Genomic DNA, 14,867 nt, shown 5'->3' with positions numbered 1-14,867 from the left:
TGCGGCCGGCAAGCCGATGGGGCCGGGCCGCCTCAACGACCTCCGCCACATCATCTACAAGGCCGCCGACGCGCCGTGGCGGCGCACCCGCAAGAATCTCGGCCTGATGATGCGCGAGGGCCTGCTGAAGGAGAACATCGACGGCGAGGCGCTCGACTGGGCGCACCGCCGCCTGCTCGGCCGCCCCGAGCAGCGCCGCATCCTGATGGTGATCTCGGACGGCGCGCCGGTCGACGACTCGACGCTCTCGGTCAACGCCGGCAACTATCTCGAGAAGCACCTGCGCCGCGTCATCCATGAGATCGAGACGCGCTCGCCCGTCGAGCTGATCGCGATCGGGATCGGCCATGACGTCACCCGCTACTACCGCCGGGCCGTCACCATCGTGGACGCCGAGGAGCTTGGCGGCGCGATGACCGAGAAGCTCGCCGAACTGTTCGACGAGACCCCGGCGCCGGCGCCCCAGCGACGGCTCCATTCGTGAGGATCCTGCTCGCAGTCGCCCTCGCGCTTGCGCTGGGCGGCGCGGCCAGGGCGGAGGAGCCGACGCCAGTCGAAGTCGCCTCCACGCCGATCGAGCGTTTCGACCTGAGCACGCCGGTCGGCGCGACCTTCGGCTCGCTCGTCTTCCTCGGTGGGCTCGAACTCAAGTCGCGCGACGCCGATTTCGGCGGCCTGTCCGGACTTCGGGTCGACGAGACGGGGCGCAGCCTCACCGCCATCAGCGACCGCGGGACCTGGTTCCGCGGGACGATCGACTATGAGGGCGAGCGGCCAGTCGCGATCACCGGCCTCACGCGGACGCCGACGCCCGGCCGCGACGGCCGTCCGCTGCCCGGACGACGCGGCGCGGACACCGAAGCGCTTGAGATCGAGGGACGGACCGCCTGGGTCTCGTCGGAGCGCGTCCACTGGCTGACGCGCTACGCGCTCGACGGCGACGGACGCCCGAAGGGCGCGGGGCAGGCGGTCGCGCTGCCGAAGGCGGCCGCCGGCGCCAAGCGCAATTCCGGCTACGAGGCGATGGCGCGGCTGAAGAGCGGCGCGATCGTCCTCATCGCCGAGAATTTTCCGGACGAGAACGGCGACAACCGAGCCTTCGTGGCAGGCGGCAAGACGCCCTTCGCCTTCGCAGTGCGCCGGACCGACGATTTCTCGCCGACCGATCTCGTCCGCCTTCCCGACGGCGACCTCGTGATGCTGGAGCGGCGCTACCGGCCGCCCTTCTCGCTCTCGGTCAGGCTGAAGCGGCTCGCCGCAAAGGACGTCGCGGCCGGCGCCCCCGCGGACGGCCCGGTTCTCATGGAGGCGAGCCTCGCCCAGCGCATCGACAATTTCGAAGCGCTCTCCGCGCATCGGGCGCCCGACGGCCGGACCGTCCTCACGCTGCTCTCCGACGACAATTTCTCGGCGCTCCAACGCACCTTGCTGATGCAGTTCGCGTTGCCGCGCTAGGAGCGGCCCGCCTCATTGCATCGGCTTGGGATCAGGCATGTCCCTGACGTTCACCGTGCGGCCTTCGCCGAGATCCATGTCGCCGGGCTTGAAGCCTGTCGCGCAGTCGCCGACGCGCTTGGCGGAGATGGTCGTGGCCTGAGACATCGGGCCTTGCGGGATTGTGCCCTGGATGCCGCGTGGGGCGTTGCTGCCGCCCATCTTGACGTCCGTCTTCATCGTATATGCGCTGTCGAAGTCGCCGGTCACGACGGTGTGCGACGAGGTCGTCATGTCGCCGATGCGGCATTCGCTCTCGAGGATGATCGTATCGCCGTCCTTCTTCTGGTCCTGACGCGAGCACATCTGGCTCGCCATCCCGCCGAACTTGGCGTTGAGCAGCTTGTCGGTCTCGGCGTCGAGGCACATGCGGATGAGCTGAGGCGGCATGGCGGCGGTGTCGACCTGGATCGACATCTCCCACTGGCCGGGCTTGCGCGGCGGCAGGTCGAAGCCGGCCGCGAGGGCGGGGGTCGCGATCACGGCGAGCGGGAGCAGCATAAGCGGCTTGAACATTGGGCCTTCCTTGAAGTTCTCTTATTTTGTGGCTTCAAGATCACGTGGCCGCGCGGGCCGCAACCCCTCGGATCGTCAGCTCGCGAGCGCCGCGATCCCCTCGCGATAGGTCGGGTAGGCGAGCTCGACGCCGAGCTCCTCCCTGAGCCGGCGGTTCGAGACGCGCTTGTTCGACGAATAGAAGCTGCGCGCCATGGGCGAGAGCTCGGCGGTCTCGAACGGGATGTCGGGCGGAACCTCGGCGCCCAGCAACCCGGCCGCGAGGGCGATGACGTCCTGCGGCGGGGCGGGCTCATCGTCGGTGACGTTGATCGCCGGGCCGACGGCGGGGCGTTCGATCCCGGCCGCGACCGCGGCCGCGATGTCGTCGACATGGATGCGGTTGAACACCTGCCCAGGCTTCACCAGCCGCCGGGCCGTGCCAGTCCGAATGTTGTCGACCGCGCTGCGGCCGGGCCCATAGATGCCTGCAAGCCGGAAGAGCTGGACCGCGGCCCCGGCGCGTCCGCCGAAGGCGAGCCATGCTTCCTCGGCCTCGACGCGCCGCCGGCCACGCTCGTTTTCGGCTTGCGGCGCGGTGGCCTCGTCGACCCAGCCGCCGCCCATATCGGCATAGACCCCGATGGTGGAGAGATACCCGATCCATTCGAGCGCCCGTGCGCGGGCGAGGGCGTCGGCCGCGCCGCGCAGGACGGGGTCGCCGGCGTCGTCGGGCGGCGCCGAGATCAGGAGATGGGTCGCGCTCTCGATCGCGCGCGACAAAGCAGGCGTTGCGCCGGAGCCGTCGAACACATGCGCCGAGAGCCCGTCCTCGGCGAGCGCCGCCGCGGTCTCCGGCGACCGCGCGGTGACGTCGAGAACGTCGAACTTTGCGCCATGGAGCTCCAGGAAGCGGCGGGCCGAATAGCCGCAGCCGAACACGACCAGCCGTCTCACGCAGCCTCCCGGTCAAGCGCCCGGTCCCATTCGCCGAGCACGTCCGCGTCGGTTTCGCGCGTCCGCCGCGCCTCGAAAAGGGCTCTTGTCGTCGCAGCGGGGACGAGCCTCGACAGCGCCCAGACGGCCGCGCCCCGCACCACCGCGGAGGCGTCGTCAAGACGGGCGGCGGCCGCTTCGGCGAGGTCAGGGCGGCCGGAATTCCCGATCGCGACCAGCACGTTTCGAGCGAAACGGTCACGGCCGATGCGCTTCACCGCGGATTTCGCGAACAGCGCGCGAAACCCGGCGTCGTCGAGCGCGGCCAGCTCCTCGAGCGGCGGCGATTTGAGCGCCTCGCGCGCCGCGAGCCGCATCTCGCGTCCTTCATGCGCGAACTTGTTCCAAGGACAGGCCGCGAGGCAGTCGTCGCAGCCATAGATCCGGTTGCCGATCCCGGCGCGGAACTCGCGCGGGATCGGCCCGGCGTGCTCGATCGTGAGGTAGGAGACGCAACGCCGGGCGTCGAGCCGGTAGGGCGCCGGGAAGGCGTCGGTCGGGCAGGCGTCGAGGCAGGCCCGGCAGGAGCCGCAGGCATCCTCGGCCGGAGGGTCGACGGGCAGCTCGGCGGTCGTGAAGATCGCGCCGAGGAACAGCCAGGACCCGAAATCGCGCGACACCAGATTGGTGTGCTTGCCCTGCCAGCCGACGCCCGCGGCCTCGGCCAGCGGCTTCTCCATCACCGGCGCGGTGTCGACGAACACCTTGGCGGGCGCGCCGGCGGCCGCGAGAGCGCCCGCCACCTGCTTGAGCCGGCCCTTGATCACCTCGTGATAGTCGTCGCCCTGCGCGTAGACCGAGATCGCGGCCCGATCCGGAGTCTGAAGGGCGACGCGCGGGTCCCGGTCAGGCGCGTAATTCATCGCCAGCGTCACGACGGAACGCGCTTCGGGCCAGAGCGCCTGCGGGTCGCCGCGCCACTCCGCGCGCTCGGCGAGCCAGCCCATTGTGCCGTGATGGCCGTCGGCGAGCGCGCGGGCGAGGCGCGACGCGGCCTGCGGGATCGCGTCCGGCCGGGTGACGCGGACCACGTCGAAGCCGAGCGCCGCGGCGCGCCGGACGATGTCGGCTTTGAGCGCCTCAGGCGTCATCGCCGATCCGTCAGGCCTCGGTCCGGGTCTTCTCGAACTGGCCGGACTTGCGGAACCGCCAGAGATAGGTGGGCGCGACCTCCGCGGCCGAGGCGGGCTCGATCCCGAGGCCTTCAAGCGTCCGTCCCGCGGCCTTCGCGTCCTCGGACACGACGTTGTCGGTCTCGAGCATCGTCACCTGGTCGACGGTGAGAGGTGCGTTGGGAAGCAGCTGGAGGACCTTGGCCTGCAGCTTGGCGAGGCCGAAGGGCAGCGGGACCAGGGCGCGGTCGCGGCCCGTCTCCTTCAATACGAAGCGCAGCACCTCCTCGAAGGTCATGACCTCCGGGCCGCCGAGCTCATAGGCCCCGGCGCCGCCCGCGATCTCCCCTGCGGCCGCCATCGCCACGACCCGCGCGACGTCGCCGACGAACACCGGCTGGAACCGCGTCCGTCCGCCGCCGATCAGCGGCAGGACGGGCGACATGCGCGCCATCGCCGCGAAACGGTTGAAGAAGTCGTCCTCCGGCCCGAACACGATCGACGGGCGGATGATCACGGCGTCCGGATAGACTGCCAGCACCGCGTCCTCGCCGGCGGCCTTGGTCTTGCCGTACTGCGCCTTGCTCGCCCGGTCCGCGCCGATCGCCGACATCTGGACAAAGCGGGCCGCGCCCGCCTCCTTGGCGGCTTCGGCCGCGATGCTCGCCCCTTCCGCCTGCACGGCCTCGAAACTCTGCTTGCCGCTCTCGGACAGGATGCCGACGAGGTTCACCACCGCGTCCGAGCCCCTGGCCGCCTGCGCGACCGATTCGGGATAGCGCAGATTGGCCTGGGTCGTGACGATCTGACCGACGCCGCCGAGCGGCTGCAGGTGGCCGGCGAGATCGGGGCGGCGCACGGCGACGCGGATACGCCACCCATCGCGGGCGAGAGCGCGCACGACGTGCCGGCCGATGAAGCCCGAGCCGCCGAACACCGTCACCAGCTTGTCGCCCACCGGACGGGGGTCTCGGGCGGCCGCCATGTCAGTCACTCCGTAGGCGCTTTGGGATCCTGCCGCGACAGGTAGGACAAAGCGCTTGAAGCGTAAAGCGAAGGCGCCGCGCCCGCCGCCATTGACAGGTCCGGCCCCGCCCCCCTAAAGACCGCGCCAGGCCCAGGTGGCGGAACTGGTAGACGCGCACGGTTCAGGTCCGTGTGGGTAACACCGTGGAGGTTCGAGTCCTCTCCTGGGCACCACTTTTTTCAAAGGCGGGTTCTGTCAGTCGCGTCGCCGCATTGGGCGAGAGAGATCGCGGACAGCTTGATCGCCGGGATTCGGGCGAGGCCAAACTTTGGATCGCCAAGCAGTTGGGGCGAGCTTGAGCGGCGAGGGGCCGGGCTGAGAGCTGGCCCGCGCCGGCCATCTCCGAAGGTGCGGGCAGGGCGGACGCCGCGCGATGCATCGTCCGCGCGGCGGCGCGCAGGAAACCGAGCGCGCCGATGAGAGGAACCCGGGTCTCAGGATCGTCGACCGTTCGCCACCTTCCCTCGAGCCGCCCTTCGCCATCGCGCCGCGTCGGCGAGGTCATCTGAATTGACGCAGAGATTCCGCGCTCCGGCGCGTCGGGCGACTCACCTCGAAGGGGCGAGCGGCCTTCTCCCATTGTAGATCGAGAGCTGGGCGTAGGCGGCGGCGAGAAGCGGCGTCGTCAGACCGGCGGATCGCGCTCGATCGACCAAGTCGCCCACCACCTGATCGGCCTCGACCGGCGATCCGATCAGGATGTCGCGATAGAGCGAAGCGGTCTGCTTCGACCCCTGCTCCGTCAGCATCGCGCGGATCGCCTGCACCGTTTCGGGCGCCACCGCCTTGCCGACGCGCGAGATCGCGCCCGTGACCTCGTCGAGGATCCGCAACGCCGTGTCGGCCCCGCCGGGGGCCGCGACGATCTCGCCGACGGCGCCGCGCAAGAGGCAGGTCGTGGCCGCAAGCGTCGAGAGCAGAGCCCACTTGGCCCACATCTCGCTTTCGATGTCGGCCGACAGCCGCGTCGCGAAGCCGGCGCCGCGCAGCGTCTCGTCGATCCGGCGCATCCGGTCCGTCACGCCGCCTGCGAGTTCGCCATAGGCGATCTCCTGAAGTCCGGAGAGCTGAACGATCCGCCCCTTGTCGTCGAGCGTCGCGGCGACCTTGCAGACGCAGCCGGCTGCGGCGTCGGGTCCAAACCGGGCGGAGATCCTGTCGACGTGCCGCATGCCGTTCAGGAACGGCAGGATCGCGGTGGCCGGACCGACCGCAGGCGCGACGTCCTCCAGAGATTGCTCAAGGGCGAACGCCTTGACGGTCAGGAAGACGACGTCGAAAGGACCGTCGAGCGTCTCCGCGGTGGCGAGCTTCGGATGGATTGTGAAGTCGCCATGCGGACTGACGATTTCGAGCCCCGTCGTCCGGAGCCGCTCGGCCCGGGCCGGCCTCGCCAGAAACGTCACGTCGCGGCCGGCCTGAGCGAGGCGGCCGCCGAAATATCCGCCGGTGGCGCCGGCTCCGACGATCAGAATGCGCATGGTTGGTCCTGGGCCGGCGGCCATGTTTGGCGGGCGAGGCGCGGTCGCGTCACAGGGGGGTGCGAACTTCCTGGGCGGTGACGCCGTTCTTCGATGGCCGGTCCTGCTCGCGAAGGAAAGCGACGATCTCGGCGCCGCTGCGCATGCTGTGCGCCTTGGCCGCGACCTCGGCCCCGACAGCGTCGCCGTTCAGGATCGGCTCGATCAGATCACGGTGCCGCTCGACGACCGTGGACATGTTCTTCACCACGATCGTCGACGACGTGATGTAGAGCCGGACCTGGTTGGCGATGAGATCGTAGTGCTCGCCCAGGCGCCTGTTGCCGGAGAGCGCGACCAGGGTGCGGTGCAGCCCCATGTCGGCCGCCACCAGTTCGTCGGCGCTCCCGCCTTCCGCCGCGATCCGGAGTTCGTCGAAGGCGCGCTCCACGGAGCGCCGTCCTTCGGCGTCGATCCTTTCGGCGCCGAGCCGGGCCGCGAGCGCCTCGAGGCTCGCGCGCAGCGTCGAAAGCTCCCAGGTGTCCTGGATGCTGAGGGCCGCGACGTCCCAGCCGCTATAAGGGCGTTGCGTCACGAGCCCCTCGGCGACGAGCCGCTGGAGCGCGGCCCGGACCGTGCCGCGCGACATGTTGAACTGCGCCGCGAGCCTGGTCTCTGTGAGGCGCGCGCCCTGCGCGAGCGCCCCGCTCAGGATGGCGTCGCGCAGGCTGGCCGCCGCGGCGCGGTCGAGGCTCAGCTTCTGCGGCGGCGCGAGCCCCTCGATTCCCATCGTGGAATGATTCCTGCTGAGGACGTTGGCGAACTGACTATCCGAGACCGGAATGATTGTCGACAATGAACAAAAGCTTGGATATTTCTACTCATCCTATTGAATTGGCAATGTTCATAAGACACGCAGCATGTGGCGCGCTTTTGAGCTTGACCAACGGGGTCGCATGGGGTCGTCTGATTGTCGACAATCAAACAATGCGCGAGGGGCAGTGGGAGACATCAGCGTCCTGAGGCTGTCGAAATCCTTCGGGTCCGAGCCGGGCTCGCAGGTGCTTGCGCTCGACGACGTGTCGATCGACATCCCCACCGGCCAGTTCCTCTGCATCATCGGTCCCTCCGGCTGCGGCAAGACCACATTGCTGCACGCGATCGCCGGCTTCGAGCGCCCGTCCAAGGGCGAGGCGCGCATCGACGGGCGCATGATCTCGGGGCCCGGGCCTGACCGCATCGTCATCTTTCAGGAATATGGCCTCTATCCCTGGCTGACCGTCGCCGAAAACGTCGAGTTCGGACTCCGGGCGAAGGGGCTGAACGCGGCGAGGCGCGCCGAGATCGTCCGTCACTATGTGAACCTCGTCAGGCTGGACGGGTTTGAGGATCGGTATCCGCACGAAATCTCCGGCGGCATGAAGCAGCGGGTCAGCATCGCCCGCGCGCTCGCGCCGGAGCCCGCCGTGGTGCTGATGGACGAGCCGTTCGCGGCGCTCGACTCCCTGACGCGCGACGTCCTCCAGGAGGAGATCCTCCGCATCTGGTCGGTGACCGGCCAGACCTTCGTGCTGATCACCCACAATGTCGACGAGGCGATCTTCCTCGGCGACCGCGTGATGGTGATGACGGCTCGGCCGGGGCGCATCAAGGCGGTCATCGATGTCGACATCGCGCGTCCGCGCGACCCGGCGATGCGGACCCACGATCCGCGCTTCCTCGCGATCAAGGACGAACTCGCCGCGCATCTGCGCGACGAAGTCGCCCTGGCCGCGGCTTGACGGGCGTGGGGGAAAAAGCCGTGACCGACGCCGCCGGAGCCCTGCCGACGTCCACGGCGAAGCCGACGAAGACGGCGCTGGAGGGGTGGAGACTCGGCGTCACGCCGACGCTCGCCGGACTTCGTCATTACGCGCTGATCCCGATCCTGATCCTCGCCTGGGAGATCGGGGTGCGGACCGGGTGGATCGACGGCGCCATGCTGCCCGCGCCGTCCGCCATCCTGAACGCGCTCGTCGACATGTCCGAGGCCGGCCTGCTCTGGCGCGACGTCTGGGCAAGCATAGTGAGGGTCACGGTCGGCTTCGGCCTCGCCGCGGTCGTCGCGATCTCGCTCGGCCTCGCCTTCGGCGTCTGGCCGCGCGCGGCCGCCTATCTCAACCCGCTGATCGAGCTCATCCGTCCGATCTCGGTGCTCGCCTGGATCCCGCTCGCGATCCTGTGGTTCGGACTGGGCGATAAGTCGGCCTGGTTCATCATCTTCCTCGGGTCGTTCTTCCCGATCTTCACCAACACCTATCTCGGCGCGCGTTCGGTCGCGCTCATCCACATCCGCGTGGCGCAAAGCTTCGGCGCCGGCCGCATGCTGTTCGTGCGGCAGGTGCTGTTCCCCTCGTCGCTCCCGTACATCGTCGCGGGCCTGAGGGTCGGCCTCGGCGTCGGCTGGACCTGCGTGATCGCCGCGGAGCTGATCGCGGCGACGTCCGGCCTCGGCTACATGATCCAGCTCGCCCGCACGATGATCGAGACCGAGAAGGTCATGGCCGGAATGGTCGTGATCGGGGTCGTCGGCTTCGCCATGAACGCCGCGATGCTGTGGCTCGAACGCAAGCTAATCCCGTGGGCTCAGCCCCGCTGACGACAAGGAGCAGGCGCATGGCGTGGATCACGACATACGGGACGAGACGGGCGCTGCTTGGCGCGGCGATCATCGGCGTCGCGGCCGGGCTCGGCCTCGGTCAGCCGGCGGCGGCGCAGGAGACCATCAAGGTGCGCATCGGCTACCAGTCGCTCTATGCGGCCGGCGGCGAGATCGCCGAGACGCTGCGGCACACCAACATCCTGGCGTTGAACGGCATCGAGGCCGAGTTCAAGACCTTCACGTTCGGCGGCCCGCTCGCGGAGGCCGCGGTCGCGGGCGACATCGACAACGTGTTCGCGGCCGACGCCCCCGTGCTGCGCGCGATGGCCCGCATGCCGGGCTCGAAGGTGCTGCAGTTCACGCACGACGCCCGCTTCGGCATCCTGGTGACGCCAGACTTCGAAGGCGGGCTCGCCGACCTCAAGGGCAAGAAGCTCTCAGCCCCCTTCGGCACCACCACGTTTCCGCGCGCCATGAAGGCGGTGATCGCGGCTGGCGTCGACAAGCCCTTCCAGCAGATGACGCTCATCAACCAGGACGTCGCGGAGCAGACCAACGCGATCCAGGGCAAGCTCGTCGACGCCGTGACGACCTGGGACCCGACGATGGAGCGGCTGATCCAGCAGAAGCTCGCCAAGCCGATCTGGATGGCGCCCCGCGGCGAGAACATGGGGATGCAGGGCTTCTCCGGAAAATGGCTGGAGAAATACGGCGAGGACGGCGCGGTGCGTTTCCTCAAGGCCTGGATCATGGCGACCTGGTGGACGTCCAACCACATCGACCAGGCGCATGAGTGGTTCGGCAAGACCTCGCGGCTCCCTCCGGACATCCTCAAGATCGCGTCTGACTTCGACCGCCATCTCGCGAAGCCGGTCAGCGACATCAAGACGATCGACCTGACGCTCACCGACGCCGACATCGCGAGCACGCAGGGCGTGATGGACTTCCTGCTCGCCAACAAGCTGCTCAACGCGAAGATCGACGCGAAGTCCTTCTTCGACATGGGTCCGGCCAGGAAGGCGCAGGCCGAGATCGTCGCCGGCGACTTCCCGGACCTCTCGAAGATCAAGGTGGTGACGCCGTGAACAGTATGGACAAGGTCCCTGCGGGCGACGCCGTCGTCCTCGGCTACGAACTCGTGGGCTCCGGCCCGGAGGGCGTCATCGTGTTCAACGATTGGCTGGCGGACTGCACCAGCTGGAAGCCGATGCACCTCTATCTGGACAAAGAGGCGTTCACCTACGCCTTCGTGGACATCCGAGGATACGGCCGATCGATCGACATTCCGGGCGCCCACACCTCGACCCAGGCCGCGCTCGACGCGTTCGCGGTGGCGGACGCGCTCGGCTGGGAGCGCTTCCACATCATCGGCTTCTCCATGACCGGCATGGTGGTGGAGCGCATGGTCCTTATCGATCCGGCCCGCATCAAGTCCGAGATCGCCGTGGGGCCGGTGTCGGCCAAGGCCGTGAAGATGAGTCCCGAGCGGCGCGCTTTCTTTGAGAGCACGCTGGTCGATGACGACGCGGTGCGCGAACTGGCGTCCCGCATCACCGACCATCGCCTCACCAAGGAATGGTCCGAGCACAAGCTGATGCTCGCCCGCACCACCCGCGATCACGCGGCGGTGCGCGAATATCTCGACATGTGGACGCTCGACGACTTCTCCGCCGAGATCGCCGCGGCGCGGCCCGAGACGCCGCTGCTCGTGGTCGCGGGCGAATGGGACCAGGAGAGCTTTCTCGAGGAGGACCTGAAGCAGGCCTTCATGGTCTGGCATCCGAACGCCGAGCTGGTCGTCATCCGCAACTGCGGCCACTGCCCGATGCAGGAGACGCCGATCTATCTGACCACGCTCGTGGAGGCGTTCATGCGCCGCCACGCTTCGCCAGCGCCCGCAGGCGAATGACCGCGTTGGCTTGGACGAAGGCGCCCGGGCGCTTCGGCGACGCCGTGCGGGTCTTCGACCGGGCGCTGCTCGCCGCGAACCGGGCGCTGATGATCGCCGCGCTCGCGGCGATGGCGGTGCTGGTCTTCGTGAGCGTCTCGCTGCGCTATCTCACCAACGACGCCATCCTCTGGGCCGAGGAGCTCAGCCGCTATCTGATGGTCTGGCTGACCTTCGTCGGCGTCGGGCCGGTGCTGCGGCTCGGCGGCCATGTGGCGGTCGACAACCTGCATGTCGCAGCCTCGCCCCGCATCGCGCGGGCGCTTCGCGTCGTCGTGGCGGCGCTGATCGTGATCTTCGCGGCCTACATGGCCTATGTCGGGTTCGGCTATGTGGCGCGGTCGTGGCGGCAGACCACGCCGGTGCTTCACATGCCCTTCGCCTATGTGGCCATGGCGGTCCCGGTCGGCTTCGGGCTCGCCGTCTGGCATCTGCTGATGATCCTCGCCCCATACGTCCGGGACGGCGCGTTCGAGACGTCGGACGACCTCGAGCCCGAAGAGGCCGCGGCGGCATGACGGCGGGCGTGCTCTTCGGCGGGCTGGTGGCGTTCCTCGCGCTTGGCGTTCCGATCGCCTTCGCGCTCGGCGTCGCGACCCTGACCGCCGTGTTGAGCGCGGGCGTCAACCCGATCGTGGTGACGCAGAAGCTCGTCGCCGGCCTCGACAGCTTCCCGCTGATGGCGATCCCTTTCTTCCTGCTCGCCGCGGAGCTCATGACGAGCGGCGCGCTCGCCGAGGTGCTGCTGCGCTTCGCCTCGATGTTCGTTGGCCACAAGCGCGGCGGGCTCGGCTACACCAACATCCTGACCATCACGTTCTTCTCCGGCATCAGCGGCTCCGCGCTCGCCGACGCGGCCGGCCCCGGCGCGCTGCTGATCCGGATGATGCGCAGGTCCGGCTATCCGCCCGCCTATGCGGCCGCGCTCACGGCCGCCGCCTCGATCGTCGGGCCGATCATCCCGCCCTCGATCGTGATGATCCTCTACGCGCTGCAGGACGAAGGCGTCTCGGTTCTCCGCCTGTTCGTGGCGGGGATCGTCCCCGGCCTCATGATCTCCGCGGCGATGCTCGGCTACAACATGTGGGCGAGCCGAAGGCGCGACTTCCGGAGCGACGGACCGGCTCCGACATGGGGCGACGCCCTCCGCGCCGGCTGGCGCGCGATACCCGCTCTGATGCTCCCCGTGCTGATCGTCGTCGGCGTGCATTCCGGCGCCTTCACGCCGACGGAGGCGTCGGTCATCGCCGTGTTCTACGCGCTGTTCTGCGGAATGGTCGTCTACAGAACGCTGACCTGGCCGATGCTCCCCCAGCTCATCGCCCGCACCGCCTTCATGACCGCCGCGATCCTGCTGATCATCGCGGTGTCCTCGGCCTTCGCGTGGATGCTGACCTACACCCAGACGCCGCAGATGCTGTCCGCCTGGATCCAGGGGCTGGGGCTTTCGCCGATCGGCTTCCTGCTCGCCGTCAACGTCTTCCTGCTCGCCTTCGGAATCTTCATCGAACCGTTGCCGGGCGTGCTCGTGGTGGCCCCGATCCTCGCCCCCATGGCGGCGGCGCTGAACATTGATCCCACCCACTTCGCCATCGTGGTGATCGTCAATCTGAACCTCGGGATGATCACGCCGCCGGTCGCGAGTCTGCTCGCCGTCACGGGCATGATCGCCAACGTGCGCATGGCCGACATCAGCCGCGAGATCTACCCGATGTTGGCGCTCCAGCTCGGGGTTCTGGCGCTGATCACCTTCCTGCCGGTTCTCAGCACCGGTCTTCCCGACCTGATGGGCGCGAAATGAGCGCCCCCGCCACCTTCGGAGAGCTGAAGTGAACGTTGCGCAGCGCGCGGGCGCGGAGCTCGTCGCGAAGTCGGCCGGCGGCCGCATCGCCAAGGCGGAGTGCATCCTGGTCTCGCTTCCGTTCGCGGGCGAGGGGCTGCCGGTATGGTCGTTCACCAGCGATCCGAAGAACGCCTTCGACGTGATGCTGGTGCGGCTCGAGACGGACACCGGCCTCGTGGGCTGGGGCGAGGCCTTCTCGCGCGCCGAGGACGTGTCGCTCAGGAGCCTGATCGAAACCCGCATCCTCCCGATCGTCGTCGGCGAGGAAGCGAACGCGATCTCGCGGATCAAGCACAAGCTCGAATTCGGCTTGCAGAATTTCGGCCGGGTCGGCCCCACCATGTACGCGATCTCGGCGATCGACATCGCGCTGTGGGACATCGCAGGCAAGGCGGCTCGGCTGCCGCTCGTCGACCTGATCGGCGGGCCCTTCGTCCAGGAGGTCGAGGTCTACGCCAGCCTGCTCCGCTATGGCTCGGCCGAGGGCGTGGCGAAAGCGACGCGCCGCGCGATCTCGGAAGGCTACCGCTATGTGAAGCTGCACGACGTGAAATATGAGGAGATCGCCGCGGCGGTCGAGGAGGCGGGCGCCGAGGCGACCGTCATGCTCGACGTGAACTGCCCGTGGTCGGTGTCGGAGGCGCTCGCCATGGACGAGCGGCTCGCCGGCCTGAATTTGCACTGGCTTGAAGAGCCGATCTTCCCGCCGGACGACTATCGCGGCCTCGCCCGGCTGCGCGCGACAGGTCGCCACCGGATCGCGGCGGGCGAGAACGCGGGCTCGCTGCGCGACTTCGTGGCGATGGCCGACGCCGGCGCGATCGACATCGCGCAGCCGGACGTCGCCAAGACCGGCGGCGTGACCGAGCTTCTGAAGATCGCGGCGTTCTGCGAGGCGAGCGCGATCGAGTTCACGCCGCATTGCGCGATCTTCGGCCCGGGCCAGCTCGCGACCGTCCACATCAGCGCGTCCCGACAGGCCGTCCCGCTGGTGGAGCGTCTGTATCTGGATTTCGAGGCCGAGCTCTACGGCGACGCGACGCTGCCGCGCGGCGGCAAGCTCGCGGTGCCCCAGGCGCCCGGGCTCGGGCTCGAACCCGACATGAGCGTCGTGGAGCGCTTCCGCGTCGCCTGAGTCCCAAGAACCATGGCCGCGGAGGACCAACTCCGCGGCCTTCGGGAAGCGTTCCCCGGGGCGGTCCGTCCCAACCATCGGAGATCGCAGATGAGAGCCCTCTACGTCGCCGCCGCGTTGCTTCTGGGCTTCGCGGCTCCCGCCGTCGCCCAGACGACGCTGAAATACACCTTCGTCAATCCGATGAGCAGCCACTTCGGAAGCGCCGCCACCGCGTTCAAGGATTACGTCGAGAAGGAGTCCGACGGCCGGCTGAAGATCGCGATCTTCCCGGGCGGGGCGCTCGGCGGGGAGCGCGAGATCGTCGAGAGCCTGCAGCTCGGCACGGTCGACATGGCGATGACGGGCACGTCGGTTGTCGGCAATTTCGTGCCCGAGGTGCTGATCTACGACGTGCCTTTCCTGTTCCGCGACACCAAGCAGGCGCGCGCCGTGCTCGACGGCCAGATCGGCAAGGACATCCTCGCCAAGTTCGAGGACAAGGACATCGTCGGTCTCGGCTATGGCGAGAACGGTTTCAAGATGCTGACCAACAACAGGCATCCGGTCGAGAAGCCCGAGGACCTCAACGGCATGACCGTCCGCGTGATGGAGAACGAGATCCACATCGCCGCCTTCAGGCAGCTTGGCGCCCGGCCCACCCCCATCGCCTGGCCGGAGCTCTTCGCGGCCCTGCAGCAGGGCGTGGTCGACGGCCAGGACAATCCGATCTCGAA

16 protein-coding genes and 1 tRNA gene are annotated in these 14,867 nt (G+C 68.7%); 11 read left to right on the top strand and 6 right to left on the bottom strand.

Translation table 11 applies throughout. The features are described 5' to 3' along the window. Together EK403_RS22875 and EK403_RS02035 are read left to right on the top strand one after the other, a co-directional pair. A partial coding sequence (locus tag EK403_RS22875; RefSeq protein WP_428979563.1) for a cobaltochelatase CobT-related protein occupies nucleotides 1-484 on the top strand: 484 nt, incomplete at its 5' end. Further along, nucleotides 481-1,455, top strand: a complete 975-nt coding sequence (locus EK403_RS02035; RefSeq protein ID WP_128775817.1) for an esterase-like activity of phytase family protein — start codon at nucleotides 481-483, stop codon at nucleotides 1,453-1,455. The genes EK403_RS22875 and EK403_RS02035, both read left to right, overlap by 4 nt. Before the next feature lie 12 nt (nucleotides 1,456-1,467). Here the strand turns inward: EK403_RS02035 and EK403_RS02030 are convergent, their stop codons facing one another. The 4 genes from EK403_RS02030 to EK403_RS02015 form a co-directional block, all read right to left on the bottom strand. Next, nucleotides 1,468-2,010: a DUF3617 domain-containing protein gene (locus EK403_RS02030; RefSeq protein WP_128775816.1), complete on the bottom strand. Its 543-nt coding sequence runs from the start codon at nucleotides 2,008-2,010 to the stop codon at nucleotides 1,468-1,470. A gap of 75 nt (nucleotides 2,011-2,085) precedes the next feature. Next, a complete protein-coding gene (locus tag EK403_RS02025) occupies nucleotides 2,086-2,946 on the bottom strand; it encodes an SDR family oxidoreductase (RefSeq protein WP_128775815.1) in 861 nt (286 codons plus the stop codon). After that, nucleotides 2,943-4,076, bottom strand: coding sequence for a tRNA epoxyqueuosine(34) reductase QueG (gene queG / locus EK403_RS02020; protein ID WP_128775814.1), 1,134 nt, complete (start codon nucleotides 4,074-4,076; stop codon nucleotides 2,943-2,945). The genes EK403_RS02025 and queG overlap by 4 nt, the downstream gene beginning before the upstream one ends. A 10-nt stretch (nucleotides 4,077-4,086) precedes the next feature. Further along, nucleotides 4,087-5,082 carry a complex I NDUFA9 subunit family protein gene (locus EK403_RS02015; RefSeq protein WP_128775813.1) on the bottom strand — a complete coding sequence of 332 codons (996 nt, stop codon included), beginning with the start codon at nucleotides 5,080-5,082 and terminating at the stop codon, nucleotides 4,087-4,089. Between the two features lie 130 nt (nucleotides 5,083-5,212). Between EK403_RS02015 and EK403_RS02010 the strand changes: the two genes are divergently transcribed. Further along, nucleotides 5,213-5,297: transfer RNA gene (locus tag EK403_RS02010), tRNA-Leu, on the top strand. 375 nt (nucleotides 5,298-5,672) lie between these two features. Here EK403_RS02010 and EK403_RS02005 read toward each other — a convergent pair. Both EK403_RS02005 and EK403_RS02000 read right to left on the bottom strand, forming a co-directional pair. Beyond that, nucleotides 5,673-6,605, bottom strand: a complete 933-nt coding sequence (locus tag EK403_RS02005; protein WP_128775812.1) for a ketopantoate reductase family protein — start codon at nucleotides 6,603-6,605, stop codon at nucleotides 5,673-5,675. A gap of 49 nt (nucleotides 6,606-6,654) precedes the next feature. Continuing rightward, nucleotides 6,655-7,374, bottom strand: a complete 720-nt coding sequence (locus EK403_RS02000) for a GntR family transcriptional regulator (RefSeq protein ID WP_128775811.1) — start codon at nucleotides 7,372-7,374, stop codon at nucleotides 6,655-6,657. Nucleotides 7,375-7,585: 211 nt separating this feature from the next. Here EK403_RS02000 and EK403_RS01995 point away from each other — a divergent pair, with 211 nt between their 5' ends. From EK403_RS01995 to EK403_RS01960, 8 genes are all read left to right on the top strand, one after another. Continuing rightward, a complete protein-coding gene (locus EK403_RS01995) occupies nucleotides 7,586-8,365 on the top strand; it encodes an ABC transporter ATP-binding protein (RefSeq protein WP_245479457.1) in 780 nt (259 codons plus the stop codon). Nucleotides 8,366-8,385: 20 nt separating this feature from the next. Then, entirely contained in the window at nucleotides 8,386-9,222 is an 837-nt protein-coding gene (locus tag EK403_RS01990; RefSeq protein ID WP_128775809.1) for an ABC transporter permease, read from the top strand. A 17-nt stretch (nucleotides 9,223-9,239) separates the two neighbouring features. Beyond that, nucleotides 9,240-10,310 carry an ABC transporter substrate-binding protein gene (locus EK403_RS01985; RefSeq protein WP_128775808.1) on the top strand — a complete coding sequence of 357 codons (1,071 nt, stop codon included), beginning with the start codon at nucleotides 9,240-9,242 and terminating at the stop codon, nucleotides 10,308-10,310. Between the two features lie 5 nt (nucleotides 10,311-10,315). After that, nucleotides 10,316-11,134, top strand: a complete 819-nt coding sequence (locus tag EK403_RS01980; RefSeq protein ID WP_128775807.1) for an alpha/beta fold hydrolase — start codon at nucleotides 10,316-10,318, stop codon at nucleotides 11,132-11,134. Between the two features lie 5 nt (nucleotides 11,135-11,139). After that, a complete protein-coding gene (locus tag EK403_RS01975) occupies nucleotides 11,140-11,691 on the top strand; it encodes a TRAP transporter small permease (protein ID WP_164919462.1) in 552 nt (183 codons plus the stop codon). Next, the gene (locus EK403_RS01970) at nucleotides 11,688-12,974 is read left to right on the top strand and encodes a TRAP transporter large permease (RefSeq protein WP_128775805.1); all 1,287 of its coding nucleotides are present in this window, start codon (nucleotides 11,688-11,690) and stop codon (nucleotides 12,972-12,974) included. The genes EK403_RS01975 and EK403_RS01970 overlap by 4 nt, the downstream gene beginning before the upstream one ends. Before the next feature lie 28 nt (nucleotides 12,975-13,002). Continuing rightward, nucleotides 13,003-14,151, top strand: a complete 1,149-nt coding sequence (locus EK403_RS01965; RefSeq protein ID WP_128775804.1) for a mandelate racemase/muconate lactonizing enzyme family protein — start codon at nucleotides 13,003-13,005, stop codon at nucleotides 14,149-14,151. A gap of 90 nt (nucleotides 14,152-14,241) precedes the next feature. After that, on the top strand, nucleotides 14,242-14,867 hold a 626-nt coding region (locus tag EK403_RS01960; RefSeq protein WP_164919461.1), incomplete at its 3' end, for a DctP family TRAP transporter solute-binding subunit.

The sequence above is a fragment of the Hansschlegelia zhihuaiae genome, assembly GCF_004103825.1.
Taxonomy (GTDB): domain Bacteria; phylum Pseudomonadota; class Alphaproteobacteria; order Rhizobiales; family Methylopilaceae; genus Methylopila; species Methylopila zhihuaiae.
Note: the sequence above shows the minus strand (reverse complement) of the source record. Positions and strands in the feature narration are given on the sequence as shown.